16 protein-coding genes and 1 tRNA gene are annotated in these 17,787 nt (G+C 63.6%); 5 read left to right on the forward strand and 12 right to left on the reverse strand.

Annotated features, from left to right (window positions below):
• Nucleotide 1: 1 nt before the first annotated feature.
• The 4 genes from QM659_RS15830 to QM659_RS15845 form a co-directional block, all read right to left on the reverse strand.
• Nucleotides 2–91: transfer RNA gene (locus QM659_RS15830), tRNA-Ser, on the reverse strand.
• Nucleotides 92–631: 540 nt separating this feature from the next.
• Complete coding sequence (locus tag QM659_RS15835) at nucleotides 632–1,579, reverse strand: alpha/beta fold hydrolase (RefSeq protein ID WP_415189160.1); 948 nt, start codon at nucleotides 1,577–1,579, stop codon at nucleotides 632–634.
• A 209-nt stretch (nucleotides 1,580–1,788) separates the two neighbouring features.
• The gene (locus tag QM659_RS15840; protein ID WP_415189161.1) at nucleotides 1,789–1,980 is read right to left on the reverse strand and encodes a hypothetical protein; all 192 of its coding nucleotides are present in this window, start codon (nucleotides 1,978–1,980) and stop codon (nucleotides 1,789–1,791) included.
• A gap of 112 nt (nucleotides 1,981–2,092) precedes the next feature.
• Nucleotides 2,093–2,731 (reverse strand): DsbA family protein, encoded by a 639-nt coding sequence (locus QM659_RS15845; RefSeq protein WP_415189162.1) that lies wholly within the window; start codon nucleotides 2,729–2,731, stop codon nucleotides 2,093–2,095.
• A 192-nt stretch (nucleotides 2,732–2,923) separates the two neighbouring features.
• Between QM659_RS15845 and QM659_RS15850 the strand changes: the two genes are divergently transcribed.
• Nucleotides 2,924–5,029 (forward strand): S9 family peptidase, encoded by a 2,106-nt coding sequence (locus QM659_RS15850; protein ID WP_415189163.1) that lies wholly within the window; start codon nucleotides 2,924–2,926, stop codon nucleotides 5,027–5,029.
• Between the two features lie 161 nt (nucleotides 5,030–5,190).
• A complete protein-coding gene (locus tag QM659_RS15855) occupies nucleotides 5,191–6,204 on the forward strand; it encodes a formylglycine-generating enzyme family protein (protein WP_415189164.1) in 1,014 nt (337 codons plus the stop codon).
• 631 nt (nucleotides 6,205–6,835) lie between these two features.
• On the opposite strand, the gene pheT is transcribed toward QM659_RS15855, so the two are convergent.
• The 3 genes from pheT to QM659_RS15870 all read right to left on the reverse strand — a co-directional run bounded on the left by pheT (nucleotide 6,836) and on the right by QM659_RS15870 (nucleotide 11,674).
• On the reverse strand, nucleotides 6,836–9,256 hold the full coding sequence (gene pheT / locus QM659_RS15860) for a phenylalanine--tRNA ligase subunit beta (protein WP_415189165.1): 2,421 nt from the start codon (nucleotides 9,254–9,256) through the stop codon (nucleotides 6,836–6,838).
• 107 nt (nucleotides 9,257–9,363) lie between these two features.
• Entirely contained in the window at nucleotides 9,364–11,010 is a 1,647-nt protein-coding gene (locus tag QM659_RS15865) for a Na/Pi cotransporter family protein (RefSeq protein ID WP_415189166.1), read from the reverse strand.
• 217 nt (nucleotides 11,011–11,227) lie between these two features.
• Nucleotides 11,228–11,674: an iron-sulfur cluster assembly scaffold protein gene (locus tag QM659_RS15870; RefSeq protein WP_415189167.1), complete on the reverse strand. Its 447-nt coding sequence runs from the start codon at nucleotides 11,672–11,674 to the stop codon at nucleotides 11,228–11,230.
• Nucleotides 11,675–11,869: 195 nt separating this feature from the next.
• On the opposite strand from QM659_RS15870, the gene folE reads away from it, so the two are divergent.
• The 3 genes from folE (at nucleotide 11,870) to QM659_RS15885 (ending at nucleotide 14,105) form a co-directional block, all read left to right on the forward strand.
• Complete coding sequence (gene folE / locus QM659_RS15875) at nucleotides 11,870–12,532, forward strand: GTP cyclohydrolase I FolE (RefSeq protein ID WP_415189168.1); 663 nt, start codon at nucleotides 11,870–11,872, stop codon at nucleotides 12,530–12,532.
• An 8-nt stretch (nucleotides 12,533–12,540) separates the two neighbouring features.
• Nucleotides 12,541–12,963, forward strand: a complete 423-nt coding sequence (gene hisI / locus QM659_RS15880) for a phosphoribosyl-AMP cyclohydrolase (protein WP_415189169.1) — start codon at nucleotides 12,541–12,543, stop codon at nucleotides 12,961–12,963.
• Nucleotides 12,964–13,154: 191 nt separating this feature from the next.
• Nucleotides 13,155–14,105: a patatin-like phospholipase family protein gene (locus QM659_RS15885; RefSeq protein WP_415189170.1), complete on the forward strand. Its 951-nt coding sequence runs from the start codon at nucleotides 13,155–13,157 to the stop codon at nucleotides 14,103–14,105.
• 78 nt (nucleotides 14,106–14,183) lie between these two features.
• Here QM659_RS15885 and QM659_RS15890 read toward each other — a convergent pair whose 3' ends face one another.
• From QM659_RS15890 to QM659_RS15910, 5 genes are all read right to left on the reverse strand, one after another.
• Entirely contained in the window at nucleotides 14,184–14,615 is a 432-nt protein-coding gene (locus tag QM659_RS15890; protein WP_415189171.1) for a CBS domain-containing protein, read from the reverse strand.
• Between the two features lie 425 nt (nucleotides 14,616–15,040).
• Entirely contained in the window at nucleotides 15,041–15,562 is a 522-nt protein-coding gene (locus QM659_RS15895) for a gamma carbonic anhydrase family protein (protein WP_415189172.1), read from the reverse strand.
• A gap of 12 nt (nucleotides 15,563–15,574) precedes the next feature.
• The gene (locus QM659_RS15900; protein ID WP_127076224.1) at nucleotides 15,575–15,787 is read right to left on the reverse strand and encodes a DUF3126 family protein; all 213 of its coding nucleotides are present in this window, start codon (nucleotides 15,785–15,787) and stop codon (nucleotides 15,575–15,577) included.
• Entirely contained in the window at nucleotides 15,784–16,650 is an 867-nt protein-coding gene (gene cysE / locus QM659_RS15905; RefSeq protein ID WP_415189174.1) for a serine O-acetyltransferase, read from the reverse strand. The genes QM659_RS15900 and cysE overlap by 4 nt, the downstream gene beginning before the upstream one ends.
• A 95-nt stretch (nucleotides 16,651–16,745) precedes the next feature.
• Nucleotides 16,746–17,498 carry an alpha/beta fold hydrolase gene (locus QM659_RS15910; protein WP_415189173.1) on the reverse strand — a complete coding sequence of 251 codons (753 nt, stop codon included), beginning with the start codon at nucleotides 17,496–17,498 and terminating at the stop codon, nucleotides 16,746–16,748.
• Nucleotides 17,499–17,787 lie beyond the last annotated feature (289 nt).

A 17,787-nucleotide genomic window follows, 5' to 3' on the forward strand; every position in this document is an offset into this window, starting at 1 on the left:
TTGGCGGAGAGGGTGGGATTCGAACCCACGGTACGGTTGCCCGTACTCCGGTTTTCGAGACCGGCCTATTCAACCACTCTAGCACCTCTCCGTAGCGGGAAACGCGGACACACGAAGAACAACGGCCGACCCGAAGGGTCGCTTTCGCATGCCGCCTGTCGCGCGCGCATCCTCATATCAAGAGTTCGGGAGCTAGGCAACATATGATCGCCCTGTTACGTCGCCGCGATTGAAAGAAGTTGCGTGCGAGGCGTTCATGGCGCCGACAGCCGAAATTTGCGCACGCGCTGGCACGATCTCAGGCGAGCTTTTCGCGTCCGCCAAGACCAGTCCAAAGGCCGCGCAAATCCCGGATGTTGTTGTCGGCGCTCGGGCTTGGAAGGCCGATTCGCGCGGGCGATTTTGCGGCGCCAGGCACGGTGAGTTCCGAAAAATGTGATAAGTGCGCGACAAAACAAGAAGGATGGGGGCCGCTTTTGATCTGATGAAGGCGGGTAATTCCGCAGCCTCATCGGTTTCCTATGTTTGGGGAGGGCTGCAATAATGGGTCTGATATGCCCGGACCGAATCCGGGCTTTAAATCTACCTGCGCCAAATCGGACCCGATCTGACGCAGGTAACTAACCGACAATCAGGAACCGCATCGTCGTGTCGCGTCCGATTGAGCGCACGATGGCGTCGGAACGTGGCGGGCGAGGAAGAGCCGGACCCGATCCCTTATGACGTCCAGATGCGTGAACAGACTTACATGTTCGCCGTTCTCGATCGCCATGAGTTCGGAGCGTTCCATCCTGTTCGCGACCTCCAGCGCATGCGAAAAGGGCACCACGCGGTCGCCCGTGCCATGCACGACAAGAACCGGCGGGGGGATATCTTCCAGCGGATAAACGTCCGCCGCCTCCAGTTGCGCCATGTCGTTCATGACGCCGGGAAGACGTTCCGGCAGTCTTTCCAGCACACTCAGCGAAAGCGCGAGCATCAGCGGGCCCGCGTCGGGATGGGCGAGGGTGCTCCGCCGCAAGTCAGCCGCTGCGATGGAGCGGCGCGCTGACGCTTCGGGCGTGAGCCTCATGCGCCATCGCACCAGGGCCGTCGCGAAGGGAATGCGCGACAGCAGCCTCATCGCGGCAAGACGCCGGGGAACCTCGGGCGGCGCGTCGAGATGGCCTGTCGCGGCGGAGACCAGAACCAATCCCCAGCACCGTTCCGGATGGCGCAGGGCGAATTGAAGCGCGGCGAGCCCTCCGGCCGAGACGGCTATGATGGCGGCCTTCCCGATTTCGAGCGCGTCGAGCAGGGCTTTGCAAAGGTCCGCCTGCTCTTCAGGCGTCTGCCCGGCATTCAAAGGCGTTCCGAGATAGCCGGGACGCGATATGGCCAGTATTTGATACCCCGGCGTCGAGAGGGCAGCCCGCGCCAGAAGCAGGCTCTGGTCGAAGCCGCCCAATCCGCCGTGCAAGGCGATAATGGCCGGACCTTCGCCGTAAGAGGCGCATTCGACAGGGCCGAGGGCCGTCTTAATGATGGTTGGAGATGCGAAATGCGCGCAAGTGCCAGCGCGTTGGCGTAGATGTGACATGGCTTACCCCTCGACATTGCGCCGATCCATGCCTGGATTGTCGGGGTTGCCGTCTTGCGACCTGGCGCGGGATAAGAGTCCGTGACACCGATAGAAGGCAGGTTTAGCTCCCCTTGTCGGGGCGGCAACGCCTTGGTGAACTGCCAACCGATCTGGTGACTAGCAACTCCGTATGCGGATGTCAACGCAGCGCGCTTGCGCAGGCCGCATCAGCGCGGCGGCTTTGTCGGCTGGCGGACGCCGGGATAAAGCCACACGAGCGCTAGAAACACCACGCTCAGCCCGAGGCCGATGATATGCCACGCGGAATAGTCGGTAGTCCAAGCTTGCACCCAGGAATAGAAAACCGCCGCAGCCGTGAGGAGGGCCAGCACGATCCAGACAGGGCGGAGCGACTTCATGCGAGAGCCCTTTCATCATACAGCGGCGGCACCGGACTTCCGCACCGGTCTCTGATTATGACGGCCCTGCGCTAACCGCTTCTTGATCGGCTCGTTACAAATGCGCGCTCGACTACTGCGCCGCGGGCTGGCGCGCCCTCGCGTCGGCAACGGCGCGCTTGAAGCCCGCGTAATCGAGCGTCGAGGAGACGAGCGGCCCGATGAGATAGGTGGGCGCGCCCTGAAAGCCGACGATGTCGCCCTGCGCGTCGTTGCGCGCGAGCGCGCGGTCGATGTCCTTTCCATGCGCGGCGAGATCGGCCTCAAGCCGCGTCGTGTCGATGCCGGCGTTGCCGAGCGCCTTCACGAGCTGTGCCCTGGTCGACGCGTGATTGACCGCGCGCATGAGAGCCTCGTGCGCGGCTTCGTATTTGCCCTGATAATTGGCCGCGAGCGCGAGCCTCGAGGCGAGTTTCGACGCGTTCCCGAGGATCGGCCATTCCTTGTAGATCAGGCGAATTTTGCCGTCGTCCCTGACGATGCGCTTGAGGTCGCCGACCGACTTCTTGCAATAGGGGCAGTTGTAGTCGAGAAACGCGACGATGGTGACGTCGCCCTTCGGGTTGCCGCTCACCGGCGCGTCGGGGTCTTCGTACATGGCTTCGCGCGATAGCGGATCGTCCTTCGCGACCGCGCTGTGAGGCGCCAAGGGAAGGGCTGTCGCTGCGGCGAACGCCAATGCGGCGGCGAGGCGGCGCGGGCTGTTCATCATGCGTCTTTCATACCTGAAGTTGTTTTCCTGCCCTTCGTTCTAGCATCTCTGTTCGCACTCGTTGATGAACATGCAGTCAGATTTTCGCGAGATCGCGCGAGGCCTCTCGTTCTTTCCGCCATGTCGCCGTTGAGAAGAGAGCCCGCAGCGCTTAATAACAACGGACCGATCCCAATCATGAAAGGGCAGGCCATGGCCACCGACGCGCACGAGACAACCTCCCGCCCGCCTGTTGCCGACAAGCGGCCAGCCCGCGACATCCACCACGGCATCGAGCGCGTCGACGATTACGCATGGCTGCGCGTCGACAACTGGCAGGAGGTGATGCGCAATCCCGCAGCGCTGTCGGCTGACGTGCGCGCCTATCTCGACGCCGAAAACGCCTACACCAAGGCGGCCATGGAGGACACCGAAGCGCTTCAGAAAACGCTCTTCGCGGAGATGAAGGGGCGCATCAAGGAGGACGACTCCTCCGTGCCGGCGCCGGATGGCCCTTTCGCCTATTTCACCGATTTCGTCGTGGGCGGGCAGCATCCGCGCCTCATCCGCGAGCCGCGCGGCGGCGGCGCGGCTCAGGTGCTGCTCAATGGCGATGCGCTCGCCAGGGACAAGCCGTATTTCTCGCTCGGCGCGATCGACTGGAGCCCGGATCACAGGAAGCTCGCCTATGCCTATGACGACAAGGGCTCGGAGTTTTATGCGTTTCGTGTGCGCGACCTCGAAACGGGCGAGGACACCGCCGATTTCGTGCCCGACTCGGAAGGCGGCGCGGTGTGGACGCCGGACGCGAGCGCCTTCTATTACATCCGCGTGGACGAGCATCGCCGCCCGCTTCAGGTGATGCGCCACAGGCTCGGCACGCCCGCGAGCGAGGATGAACTCGTCTATCGCGAAAAGGATTCCGGCTTCTTCACGCGCGTGGGCGAAAGCCTCGACAAGCGTTTCGTCTTCATCAGCGCGGGCGATCACGAGACGGCGGAAGTGCATTTTCTCGACCTTGCCGCGCCGGATCAGGGGCTTCGCGTCGTCGCGCCGCGCGAGGTGAACCTCGATTACAGCGTGGATCATCACGAAGGCCGCTTCATCATCCTGACGAACGAAGGCGGCGCGGAAGACTACAAGATCGTGGAGACGCCGGTCGATGCACCGGCTCGCGCAAACTGGCGGGAACTCGTGCCGCACAAGCCGGGACGCCTTATCCTCGACGTGACCTGTTTCAGGAACTGGATCGTGCGGCTCGAACGCGAGGACGGGCTGCCGCGCATCGTGATCCGCAACGCCTCGGACGGCAGCGAGCATGCCATTGCGTTCGACGAGGAGGCCTATTCGCTCGGGTTCGGCGGCGGCTACGAATACGACACCGATACGCTGCGTTTCGTCTATTCGTCGATGACGACTCCGCGCCAGGTGTTCGACTACGACATGCGCACCCGCGAGCGCACGCTGCGCAAGACGCAGGAAGTGCCGAGCGGTCATAACGCGGCGGATTACGTGACGCGCCGCGTCCATGCGCCCGCATGGGACGGCGAAACGGTGCCCGTCTCGCTCCTCTATCGCAAGGACACCCCGCTCGACGGCACCGCGCCGTGCCTCCTCTACGGCTACGGCTCCTACGGCATGTCGATCCCGGCGGGCTTCTCGACAACGCGCCTCAGCCTCGTCGATCGCGGCTTCGTCTACGCCATCGCCCATATCCGCGGCGGCAAGGATAAGGGCTATCGCTGGTACAAGGACGGCAAGCTCGCGAAGAAGACGAACACCTTCAAGGACTTCATCGCCGCCGGGCGCTATCTCGCGGCGGAGCGCTTCACGGGCGAAGGCCGCATCGTGGCGCATGGCGGCTCGGCGGGCGGCATGCTCATGGGCGCGGTTGCGAACATGGCGCCGGAGCTGTTCGCGGGCGTCGTGGCGGATGTGCCCTTCGTGGACGTGCTCTCCACCATGCTCGACGACACGCTGCCGCTCACCCCGCCCGAGTGGCCCGAATGGGGCAACCCCATCGCGAGCGTGGAGGATTACCGCACCATCGCCGCCTACAGCCCTTACGACAATGTGCGCGCGCAAAATTACCCGCCGCTCCTCATCACGGGCGGGCTCACCGATCCGCGCGTGACCTATTGGGAGCCCGCGAAATGGGCGGCGAAGCTCCGCGCGACGAAGACGGACGGCAATCTGCTGCTGCTCAAGATCAACATGGACGCGGGCCACGGCGGCGCGTCGGGCCGCTTCGAGCAGTTGAAGGAGGACGCGCTGGCCTATGCCTTCGCGGTGAAGGTGACGGGCGGGGCAGGCGTGTAGCACTGACACGAAGCTCCGCCGGGCCGCGTTGACGCTGTCGCCGCCTTCGTCTTGCGCTCACGCGCGGCTTGGCGTACCCGATGGGCAGGATACGATTTTCAGCGGCTCCGCCCTTCGGCGTTGAAAGGGCGGGCCTAAGAAGCGCGGGCAAGGAGGCGGGGATGGGCCGTTCAATTCTCTCGATCATCTTCGGATCGCAGTCTGCGGCTGCCGGGGACCTTCCGGCGTTGGCATCGCCGGTTGCGGCTCCGGTTGCGCCCGTCCGCATCGAGACGGAGGAGGAGCGCGCCGAGCGCGAGCGCCTCGAAGCGATCTGGCGCGAGGAAGGCCGGATCGAGGTCGACACGCCGCATCCCGCGAACGAGCACGGGCGCTGGTTCCTGCCGGGCGCGGGCAAGACCGAGTGGTTCAAGGACATCGAGGCGGGGCCGGAACTGGTCGTCGTGCCTTCGGGCCGCTTCCTGCAGGGCGCGCCGAACGACGAGCCGCAGCGCGAGGCGTGGGAGGTCGGCGCGGAAAGCCCGCAGCACGAGACGACGATCCCGAAGCCGTTCGCCATCGGGCGCGCGGCCGTGACGCGCGGAGAGTTCAAGGCGTTCGTCGCGGCGACAGGCCACGACGCGGGCACGCTTCGCAGCCATGGTTTCGCACAGGACGACAGCCACCCCGTCATCGGCGTGAGCTGGAAAGACGCCTCGGCCTATGTGGAATGGCTCGGCAAGACAACGGGCAAGCCGTACCGGCTGCCGTCCGAGGCGGAATGGGAATATGCGGCCCGCGCGGGCACGGCGACGCCGTTCTGGTGGGGCTCGTCTATCACGCCGGAGCAGGCGAATTACGACAGTACGCATGTCTACGAAGGCGGCGGCGAGGCGGGTGTGCATCGCAAGGGGACGGTGCCGGTGCTCGATTTCGAGGCGAACCCGTGGGGCCTCTATCAGGTGCACGGCAATGTCTGGGAATGGTGCGCTGACAAGTGGCACCGTGGCTACTGGGACAAGAAAGACCACCTCAAGGCGAGCGGCGGCGCGCAGGTCAACGGCAACTCCGGCCATGTGTTGCGCGGCGGTTCGTGGAACGACGGCCCGCAATTCCTGCGTGCGGCGAGCCGCAGCCGCCTCTACGCGGACATCCGGCTCGGCTATTACGGCTTCCGCGTCGCGCGCACGATTTAATCAGTGATTCCATGCCTACGAAGCGATCCAGAACGCGAAAGCGGGCAGCCGGTGTTTACGGGCTGCTTGGTGTCTATCTCATCAGCTTCAATCGGAAGCACAGCCAACGAATAACGAAGGCTGTCAAGAGCGTAAACGGCAGTGCTATTGGAACGAGATACCAAGACATTGGAACCAGATACCAATACATTGGAAGTAATCCTGGGCGGCATTCAGTCGCGGATCCACATATCATTAGGGTCAATTGCAAAACAAGCACGCCGATGGCGAGAAGGGCTAAAAATATAGTTTCCAAGATGCTGAATCGACTGCGTTTGATAATTATTGATCTGGCGACGAAGCCGACGATTAGAGAAGGAACAAAAGTAAAAAAATAACCGACTATTGCGAGCAAAAACCAACCATAAACCAAATCCGATAGAGCATAATTTCTTGGATGGGATACCGGAGGTCCCGAAACGTATTGAAGCCAATTGTAGGCAATTATGAAAAAAGAACCTATAAATGGAGATAGGACTACTATAACTATAAGCAGTAGAACGCCCTTCGGCTTTTTGGTTATATTTTCTGGTGGCTGGTTGTTGTTCACGTCGGGCTCCAAAACTTGCCGCCATCGAATTGGGCCGAGCGACTATCCCCTAAGCTCAGCTCCCGTCGCCTTCTGCACCTGCGCGACGACCTTTTGCGATACAGCCTCGATCTCGGCCTCCGTCAGCGTGCGGTCGGGCGGCGTGAGCGTCACCTCGATGGCGAGCGACTTCTTGCCCTCGGGCACACCCTTGCCCTCGAACACGTCGAACACGGCGACGCGGCTGATGAGCGCCTTTTCCGCGCCTTCGGCGGCGCGCAGCACGGCGGCGGCCTCCACGTCCTTGTCGACAAGGAAGGCGAAGTCGCGCTGCACGGGCTGGAAGCCGGAGAGGATCAGCGCGCCCTTGGCGGTGCCCTTCCTGCGCGGCGCGGGCACGGCGTCGAGGACAATCTCGAACACGGCGACGGGGCCGGAGATGTCGAGCACCTTCAGCGTCTCGGGGTGAAGCTCGCCGAAATGGCCGAGCACGGTCTTCGGACCGAGTTTCAGCGCGCCGGAGCGGCCGGGGTGATACCATGCGGGCGCCTCGCGCGTGACCTGCACGCGGGCGGGATCGAGACCCAGCGCCTCCAGCACGGCGAGCGCATCGGCCTTGGCGTCGAACACGTCGACCGGCTTGCCCGCGCCGTCCCAATGGCGGCCAGCGCCGCCAAGCCGCGCGGTGCCGGTGCGGACGCCGCTCGCCGCGTTCGCCTGATCCTCCGGCTTCGCGCCCTTGAAGATCTGGCCGATCTCGAACAGCGCAACGTCCTCGAAGCCGCGATTGGCGTTCGCGCGCGCGGCTTCGAGAAGGCCGGGCAGCAGGCTCGGCCGCATGTCGGTCATTTCGCTGGAAATCGGGTTGGCGAGCTTCAGCGCCGCCGCGCCGCCGCCGAAATGGCGCGCCTCGGCTTCGGAGATGAAGGACCATGTAACGGCTTCGACGAGGCCGCGCGTGGCGAGCGTGCGGCGCGCGGCTAGCACGCGCTTCTGGCTCTGCGTGAGCACGGCGCGCGCGATGCCGGGATCGCGCGGCAGGGGCGTGGACGGGATGCGCTCGGCGCCGGAGAGCCTCACCACCTCTTCCACGAGGTCGGCCGCGCCGTTGATGTCGGGCCGCCACGATGGCGGGGTCACGGTGAAAACGGGGCCGGTGCCGGAGATGGTGAAGCCGAGATGCTTCAGCGCCGCGGCGATCTCCGCGCCGGAGAAGCGCGCGCCGGACAGCTTCTGCACGAGGGCCGGGTCGAACGCCACGGCGGGTTTGCCGGCAGGCGCCGCGCCAGCGGAAACGACTTCGCTCGCCTCGCCGCCGCAGAAGTCGAGGATCAGCTTCGTCGCGAGGTTCAAGCCCTCGGACTGGCTTTGCGGGTCGATGCCGCGTTCGAAACGGAAGCGCGCATCCGAATTGATGCCGGTCTTGCGGCCCGTCGCCGCCGTCCGCGCCGGGTCGAAATAGGCGCTTTCGATGAAGATGGAGGTCGTCGCTTCCGTCGTGCCGGATGCCTCGCCGCCCATGACGCCGCCAAGCCCCAGCACGCGCGCCGCATCGGCGATCACGCACATGGTCTCGTCCACCTCATACGTCTTGCCGTCGAGCGCGACGAAGCTCTCGCCCGCGCGGCCAAGACGCGCCGCGACGGGGCCTTCGAGCCTGTCGGCGTCGTAGACGTGAAGCGGGCGCGCGCGGTCGTAGGAGACGTAGTTCGTCACGTCCACCGCCGCGTTGATCGGGCGTAGGCCGATGGCCTTGAGGCGGCGCTGGAGCCATTCGGGCGAGGGGCCGACCTTCACACCGCGCACGAGGCGGCCGACGAAATGCGGGCAGGCGTTTTCCGCGCCTTCCGGCAGCGGCAATTCGATGGCGATGGGGGAGGGGAATGCGCCGCCCTCGAAGCCTTCCGGCGCGGGCTTCAGCGTGCCGAGGCCCGCCGCCGCGAGATCGCGCGCCACGCCGCGCACGCCGAGGCAGTCGGGCCGGTTCGGCGTAATGGCAATCTCGATCACCGGATCGTCGAGCCCGGCGAAATCCACGAAGCGCTCGCCGACATGCTCCGCCGCCTCCTCCGGCAGCTCGATGATGCCGTTATGCTCGGTGGAAAGCAGAAGCTCGCGCTCGGAACACATCATGCCAAGCGATTCGACGCCGCGAATGCTGGCCTTGCCGAGTGTCACGTCGAGGCCGGGAACGTAGGTGCCGGGTTGAGCGAACACGCCGAGAAGCCCCGGGCGCGCATTCGGCGCCCCGCAGACGACCTGCAACAGCTCGGTGCCGTTGTCGACTTTCAGCACGCGCAGCTTGTCGGCGTTCGGATGCGGCTCCGCCTCGACGACGCGCGCGACGATGAAGCTTTCGAGCTTCGCGGCCTTGTTCTCGATGCCTTCGACTTCGAGGCCGATGAGCGTGAGCTTCGCCGCGATCTCGTCGAGCGTGGCGTTGGTGTCGAGATGGTCCTTGAGCCAGGAAAGCGTGAATTTCATGGGGAGCGTGCCTGGAAGTGCGTGCCGTTGGATCTGTGCGGGAATTTTGCGAAAGCTTTCCCACGTTCCAGCCGCGCATGCAACAGGGCAGGTGCTTCGTACACTGCCTAGCTGATCAGCCGCGTCCGCAGCAGCGCACCCTTTTCCTCAAGGATCGGGTAGGCCACCGACACGAAATGCGACGCGATGCGCTTCAGATCGCGCGCGATGTCGAGGTGCAGGGCTGAGGTTTCGAGGCTTTCCGCCCGCCCGATCTGCAAGCGTTTCAGGTGGCTTTCGATCAGGCGGCGCTCGAAGTCGCGCAGATAGACCTTTTCATCGACCAGCTCGCGCGCGCGGCGCTCGTCGCCGTTCATGAATACGCCGAGCGCAAGGCGAAGGTCGGCGATCACCCTGTCAAGCATTTCATCGATCTCGGCCTGCCCCTCCTCGGAGAAGCTGAGGCGGTGCTTGATCTTCTTCGCGGCGATCTCGCGCAGGCTCTTGTCGAGGATATCGCCCGCATGTTCGAGATTGATCACGAAGTCGAGGATCTCCCAGCAGCGGCGCCGGTCCTCGTCCGCAAGCCCCTCCTCGTTGCCGATCTCGATGAGATAGAGCTTGATGGCGTTGTGAAGCGCATCGACGGTGTCGTCGAGCGTCTCGATCTCGGCCAGAAGCTTGCGGTCGTTCATGCCGATCGCAAGCTTGAGATTGCGCAGCATCAGTTCGACCGTGTCTGCCATGCGGAGCGTTTCGCGCGCGGCGTCGGCCAGCGCGATGCTCGACAGGGCGGGCGGGGTGGACAGCGAGATGTAAAGCGGCGCGCCCGCCTTTTTCGCAGGCACCTTGGGCGAAAGCCGTTTGCAGAGAGCCGCGAGGGGGGGTGTCAGCGGAAGAAAAAGGATTGCGACAGCCACGTTGAAGAGCATGTGGAACGCCGCAACTTCCTCGGCCGGGGCGCCGAGATTGCCATCGAGCCAAACCGCGATGCCGGGAAGAAAGGGCAGGGCGGCAACGCAGCCGAGGCTCCGCACGAGGACATTTCCGAGCGCGAGCTGTCGCGAGGCCGGATCGCCCGACGTTGCAATAAGCTGCGGGATCGTGTTGCCGAAATTCGCGCCGAGCACGAAGGCAAGGGCGGCAGACATCGGCAGCACGGATGTTGCGGCAAGGGACATCACGAACAATACGCTGGCTACACTTGAGTGCGCAGCCCATGTCAACGCGGCGCCGATCAGGAACGTAAGCACGGGATCGCTCGCGAGCGACGAGAACAGGACGCGCAACGGTTCCGCTTGCTCGACAGGGTGAAGCGCCTCCGCGATGAGCCGCAGCGACAGCAGCATGAGCCCGAGGCCGATCGCTATCCGCCCCATGTCGCGTGTTCGCGACAGGCCGGCGCGCTTGAAGGCGACGAGGCCGCCGAGCAACAGCACGGGAATGACGGCCGAAATGTCGAAAGTGAGAACCTGCACGATCAGCGTCGTGCCGACATTCGCGCCGAGGATCGCGGCCAGCGCGAGCGGCAGATCGACGTAGCCGGCGCTGAGAAAGCCGGCCAGCATGAAGGCGGTTGCCGTGCTGCTTTGCAGAAGCGCCGTAACGGCTGTGCCGCAGAGGAAAGCCTTCCACCTTGTATCGAGCGCTGTTCTCAGAAGGTGGCGAAGCGTCCCGCCGAAGCCGCGCGAGACGCCGGTTTGCACCATATGCAGACCCCAGAGGAGCATGGCGACATAACCGCCAAGCATAAGGAGCAGCTTCGTTCCGGCCACCGCAATCAAGCCTCCCGCAAATGGATCTCTCGCCTGGAGAGGACAATAGAGTTCGTCAGAAGACGCCCGAACACAAGTATTGTTTCACGGGTTCACGGTGCCGTTTTTGATGCGATGACTTTTGATGCCTTGATGTGCGGATGGGTGCGGAAATTTTCGCGGCGAACGACGCGCGTCTGAAAAATATAAGTGGATCGACCCTCGAATTTAAAACGCCTCAAACCTTCCCGCGCCTTGCCTCGATCACGGCGATAGCGTCTTCCACCGCGTCGAACACGAGCAGCGTGGACGCGTGGCGCGCCTTGTAATCGCGCACCATTTCGAGGATGGCGAGGTCCGCCCAGCGCCCTGACGGCGGTTCGCCGCCTTGTCTCAGCATGCGTCGCATCTGTGCACCCACCGCGCGAAGCTCCGCTGCCGTCGAGCCGACGATGTTCGCGCCCATGACTGCGGCCGAGGTTTGGCCGAGCAGGCAGGCGCGCACGTCCTGCGCGTAATCCGTCACGCGGTCGCCGTCCATCGTGAGGTCGACCGTGATGCGCGAGCCGCAGAGTTTCGAGTGCGCCGATGCCGTGGCATCGGGGTGTTCGAGACGCCCGGCGCGCGGCATGTTCGCCGAAAGCTCAAGCACTTTTCCGGTGTAGATGTCTTCCAGATTGGTCATCGGTATCCTGAAAATGGCACGCCCGCGCGCCTGAAGCGCGGCCTTGCGGGCTTGCCGCCCTCTCCGTTACGATTATATGCTGTTTTGACGCGACGTATGCAATCGCCGCCGCCCTGAGGTGGTTTTTCGTCCGTTTTCATCGATCATGCGGGGCCTCGTTTTCACGTGCGCGCGCCCCGTGCAGAGGTTCGCTTCATGGAAAGAAATGCGTCAGCGCCGGTACCGCCAACGCGGGAACCGCAAAGCGGCTCGCGTGCGGCGGGCGGCGCAAATCGGCCTTCGCGCGAGGAAGCCGAAGCCGCCGTTCGCACGCTCCTCGCATGGACGGGCGACGATCCGTCCCGCGAAGGGTTGCTGGAGACGCCGAAGCGCGTCGTCGATTCCTATGCCGAATATTTCTGGGGCTATGACGGCGATCCGGTGGGTGAGCTGTCGCGCACCTTCGAGGACGTGCAGGGCTATGACGATATCGTCATGCTGCGCGACATCGATTTTGCGTCCCATTGCGAACATCACATGGTGCCGATCATCGGCGTTGCCCATGTCGCCTACATTCCCGACCGGCGCATCGTCGGCATTTCGAAGCTTGCGCGTGTGGTCGACCTGTATGCGAAGCGTCTTCAAACGCAAGAAACGATGACGGCGCAGATCGCCGATTGCATTCAGGGGGCATTGAAACCGAAGGGCGTCGCCGTGATGATGGACGCGCTGCATCAGTGCATGACGATGCGCGGCGTTCACAAGAAGGGTACGACGACCATCACAACGCGGTTCACGGGCATTTTCAGTGAAGACAAGGCCGAGCGCGAACGCTTCCTGCAGCTTGTGAACGGCGCGCGCGTATTGACCGGCAGGTGAGAAGAAAAATGAGCCCCGACAGCAATCTTTCATTCGCCGCCCCCTCTGCCAGCAAGGCTGAGCTTGAGGAAGGCACCGCCTTCACGCCACGTTTCGACGAACACGGCCTGATCGGGGCCATAGTGACCGACGCGGAAGGCGGCGGCGTTCTCATGTTCGCCTTCATGAACGCGCAGGCGCTCCGCCGCACCATCGAGACGGGCGAGGCGCATTTCTACAGCCGCTCGCGAAAGTCGCTCTGGAAAAAGGGCGAGACGAGCGGAAACGTGCTCCGCGTCCGCGAGCTTCTGACCGACTGCGACCAGGATGTGCTTTGGGTGAAGGTCGAGCTTCAGGGCGAAGCCGCGTGTCATACGGGCCGCCACTCGTGCTTTTACCGGCGCGTCGAGGCTGACGCCGACCGTGTCGCTCTCGAATTCGTTACAAGATAAGCCGCTGCGAAAAAAAGGTTTAACCCGTTTCTATCGGAGGATCGGTTACAGTGCGGAGACACCGGTCGAAATGAAGGACCAATGTCGAGCCACCGACCAGCGAACCACACAACTGTCGTCAGAACGTCGCACTTGCTCCTTAAATCCCGTTCCTCATCCCTAGAGGTGGCGATTCACAAGCGGGACAGGGCATGAGAAAGGCGCAGGTCGGACTTGCTCTCGGAGGTGGCGCGGCGCGTGGGCTTGCCCATATCGGCGTGCTCGATGTGCTGATCGAAGCCGGGTTCGAGCCGGACATCGTTGCGGGCACATCCATCGGCGCGGTCGCCGGAGGGTACTACGCGGCGGGGCAGCTCGCCGACCTGAAAAGCTTCGCGCGCGAGATGACGATGCGCAAGCTGATCCGCTATCTCGACGTCAATCTCGCGGGTTCGAGCCTCGTGTCCGGCAAGCGGCTGGAAAAGACGCTCGCTTCGCATATCGGCGATCTTCACATCGAGGAGCTGCCGAAGAAATTCGCCGCAATCGCAACCGAACTCGGCACAGGGCAGGAAGTGTGGCTCACGAAGGGGTCGCTCGCGGCGGCGCTTCGCGCATCCTATGCGCTGCCGGGCATCTTCAAGCCTGTTCGCATCGGCGGGCGCTGGCTCATGGACGGCGCGCTCGTCAATCCGGTCCCCGTAACGGCGGCGCGCGCGATGGGCGCAAACTTCGTGATCGCGGTGACGCTTCATTCCGGCCATTATGTCCGCAACACGCTTTTCCCGATCGAGGCGGAGGCGTCTTTCGACCAGCGGGCGGACCGCACCGACGTCGACGAGCGCGTGAAGAAAAGTCGTTTCGCGCTTGTGCGGCGGCAGGTATGGGGCGGGGCCGGGCGAAAACGCGACCGTGACCGCGACGCTTCGCCCGGCATTCCGCGCGTCGTGCTCGAAGCGTTCAACATCACGCAAAACCGCATCGCGCGCTCAAGGCTGGCGGGCGATCCGCCCGACGCCACCATTCAGGTTCATCTCGACGGGATCGGGCTGTTCGACTTCCACAAGGCGGAACTTGCCATCGAGCAGGGGCGTCTCGCGGCGCAGCGCTATCTCGCGTCGCTCCGGCGCGAGGGCGTGGATCGACCGAGCATCAGCGCCTGAAGGTTTTCAGGCGTCGCTAAAGGCGCCCGCCCTTGGCATCCCAGATGCGCGCGCCTTGGCTTCCAACTTGGCTTTTGCTCAACTGGCGGCAAAATACTGCCGCATCTGCGCCGCTTCTGCTTCCGCCACCTCAAGCTTCGCCTTCACCACGTCGCCGATGGAGACGATGCCGACGAGGCGCTCCTTCTCCGTGACGGGGACATGCCGGAAGCGATGCTGTGTCATCTCCTCCATCACCCAGTCGATGCTGTGATGCTCGGAGCAGGTGGAGACGGGGCGCGTCATGTGATCGGCCACCGTTTCATCGAGCGAGGCCGGTCCGCGCTCCGCGAGAATGCGCACGATGTCCCGTTCCGACACGATGCCGAGCACGCGATGCTGTTCGTCGACCACGACGACGGCGCCGATCCGGTTGGCGTGAAGCAGACGAACGACCTCGAAAACCGTTCGATCCGGCAGCACGCTGAGAACGGTGCGGCCCTTGCCTTTGAGAATTCCTGCAACGCTCATGGTATTCCTCCCAGAATACGGTCGCGGCGAGCCTGATGCCGCGGTGCCCGCCGCATTTTTGCGTTTCGGGCAACTCTCATGATGCGCGCGAAGCGGGAAACGCGCAAGCGGATGCCGACCGCGCACACCTTTCAGCAGCTGTTCGAGGGCTTTGCCGCGCAAAATCTCGCCCCAGCGGAGCCGGTCGCAATGGCGAGCTTTCCGCATTCGAGCGCCGGGCGCGAATTATCTCGAATGTGACTGGAACCGTGAACCCGCGCGCGGGTTATCCACGCAAACCGATGACGACGGCATCCTTGCCCCCCAGGTCCCGTCCCCGCCGGCGTCAGAGGAAAAGGCCGGTGTCTTAACGCCAAGACACCGGCCTTTTTTCTTTTGGTCGGCGCTGCGCCACCGGCTTTGCGCTCTTGACGATCAAACGCTGGTCAAACCAGCCCCGCGCGAAAACGGCGCGCATTGGCCCTATACCCGGCAGCCGACCGTTGAAACCCCTCGATCTCCGATGCTGTGACCGCCCGGGCGATCTTGCCGGGAGCCCCAAGCACGACGGAGCCCGCCGGGATCTGCTTGCCCTCTGTGATGAGCGCGCCGGCGCCTATAAGGCAGTTGTCGCCGATCACGGCGTGATTGAGAATTGTTGCGCCCATGCCGATGAGGCAGTTATCGCCGACCGAGCAACCATGAAGTGTGACACGGTGACCGATGGTGCAGCCCCGGCCGACACGCACGGGCGCGCCGAGATCCGTGTGGATCATCGTCATGTCCTGAATATTCGTGCCGTCGCCGATCTCGATGGGATCGTTGTCGCCGCGCAGAACGGATCCGAACCACACCGAAGCCTCGCGGCCAAGGAGAACCCGGCCGACAAGCACGGCTGTCGGCGCGATCCAGAAATCGCCCTCGGGCGGCAACTCGGGAGAAATACCGTCGAGGGCGTAGATCGCCATGGCGCGCCTTTCCTACTCTTTCAGATCGTCTTCGAGGATTGCCATCTGGAACTGATAGCTGACTTCATCGTCTTCGTCGTCCTTGTAGATGACGCCGATGAACTCCTCTTTCACGAACACTTCGACGGAATCCTGCTTCTTCTGGCGTTTCTTGACCTCGATGGCCTCCAGACCGAAAGTCTTCCTGAGGTATTTTTCGAGGGCCTTGATTTCTGCGGGCGTCATGGTGTGCCTGTCTGTTCGGCGCTTTCATCGAAGCAGCCGCAATCTCCGTTCAGCGCTTGATCCATCATTCTGGATGGCTGCGCGCAGCCCGCTTCGCCTACCACTCTCGCAGGCACTCCCGCAACAGTCGTTTTCGGCGGCACGTCCTTGAGCACGACGCTGCCGGCCGCGATGCGCGCGCAGTCGCCGACATGGATGTTGCCAAGGATCTTCGAGCCCGCGCCGATCATCACGCCGCGCCCGATCTTCGGATGTCGATCGCCCGTCTCCTTGCCGCTGCCGCCAAGCGTCACCGCATGCAGAAGCGAGGTATTGTCGCCGACCTCCGCGGTTTCGCCGATGACTATTCCGGTCCCGTGGTCGAACATGATGCCACGCCCGATTTTCGCGGCGGGGTGGATGTCGATGCCGAAAGTGCGCGACGATTGGCTTTGCAGATACATCGCAAAGTCGACGCGCCCCTGATGCCACAGGATGTGCGCGAAGCGTTGCGTCTGGAGCGCATGAAAGCCCTTGAAGTAAAGCAGCGGGTCGATAAGGCGGTTGCAAGCGGGATCGCGGTCGAAGACGGCTGCGAGGTCCGCGCGAAAGGCCGCCAGAAGTTCGGGACGATTCTCGACCACGCCCGTGAATGTCTGCCGGATGAGGTCGGCGTCGACGTCCTCGTGGCCGAGACGCTGCGCCAGTCTCTGACACACAGCCTGTTCGAGGGAGCGCTGATTGAGAACGTTCGAATAGATGAACGCGGTCAATTCCGGTTCCCGGCGCGTGATGTCGTGCGCTTCGGCGCGGATCTGTTCCCAGATGGGATCGCATGCAGCTACGCCCGCGACCGTGCTCTGGCGATGCGTCTTCAACATGATGCGGTATGCCCCTTAGCGGACGTTTGGCGCGAGTTTAACCGATAGCGCGAAGCTGTGCAAAGTTTTGCCAGCCATGCACATTGCACGGAAAATAATCATGGCTTCTCCCGCAGGAAGGCCAGCACACCGTCCTTGAACACGCGGTCGCCGACAGCCTTCATATGATCTCGGCCCGGAATATCGAGCGCGCGCGCGCCGGGGATCGCCTCCGCGAGCGGTTGCGCTGGTCCTGCGATGGCGTCGACGGTACCGACCGCGACGAGGACCGGCATTGTCAGCCTCGCCAGGTCTTCGCCGGGGATGCGGTCGCGCGAAGCCTTGATGCAAGCGGCGAGCGCGCGCCGGTCGCTTTTCGTGTTGTCCGCAAAGCTGCGGAAGCCGCGCGCGTTCGCGTCGGCCACGGCCGCCGGATCGTCGGCCAGGAGCGCTTCCGCGATGGGTTCGGGATCGCCGACGCCGTGGATCATGTTCGCGCCGAGCCCCGCGAAGATCGCTCGCCTCACGCGTTCGGGATGAGTCAGGGCGAGGAAAGCCGCTATCCGCGCGCCCATGGAATATCCCATCACGTCGGCGCGCGCGATGCCGAGGTGATCGAGCAGCCGGCGCGCATCCTCCGCCATCACCGGGCCCGTGTAAGCGTCGGGCTCGTAAAGCTTGCCGCTTGCGCCATGGCCGCGATTGTCGAACGAGATCACACGGAAGCCGTTGCCCGTCAGCCACCGCACCCAGCCCGTGTCTTTCCAGTTGGTCGCGGCGTTCGACGCGAAGCCGTGGATGAGCAGGATCGGGTCGCCTTCGCCGTCGACGGTATAGGCTATGTCAACGCCATCGGATGAAAATACGCGCATCAAGGTCTCCAACCCGGTTCCGCGACATTTCGGCGATGGCCGCGAAAAAGTAAAGCAGCCGTTGAGCAAGATCGAACCGGAGCGCCGGACACGGATGAAGTCATCGCCAGCATATCGTATCTTTCGACTCCGTTCGCAGCCCGCGTATCGGGCCGTTCAGGGCGGAATTACCGGTTTCCATCAACATTGCCGCAAGCTACGGTATCGGCGAGGCAAGCAGGAGCAAGCGGGTCACATGCACGGACACGATCACGGTAGCGGTCACGGTCATTCGCACGCTCACGGCCAT

It is taken from the genome of Rhodomicrobium sp. (genome assembly GCF_047605405.1).
In the GTDB taxonomy this organism is placed as follows: domain Bacteria; phylum Pseudomonadota; class Alphaproteobacteria; order Rhizobiales; family Rhodomicrobiaceae; genus Rhodomicrobium; species Rhodomicrobium lacus.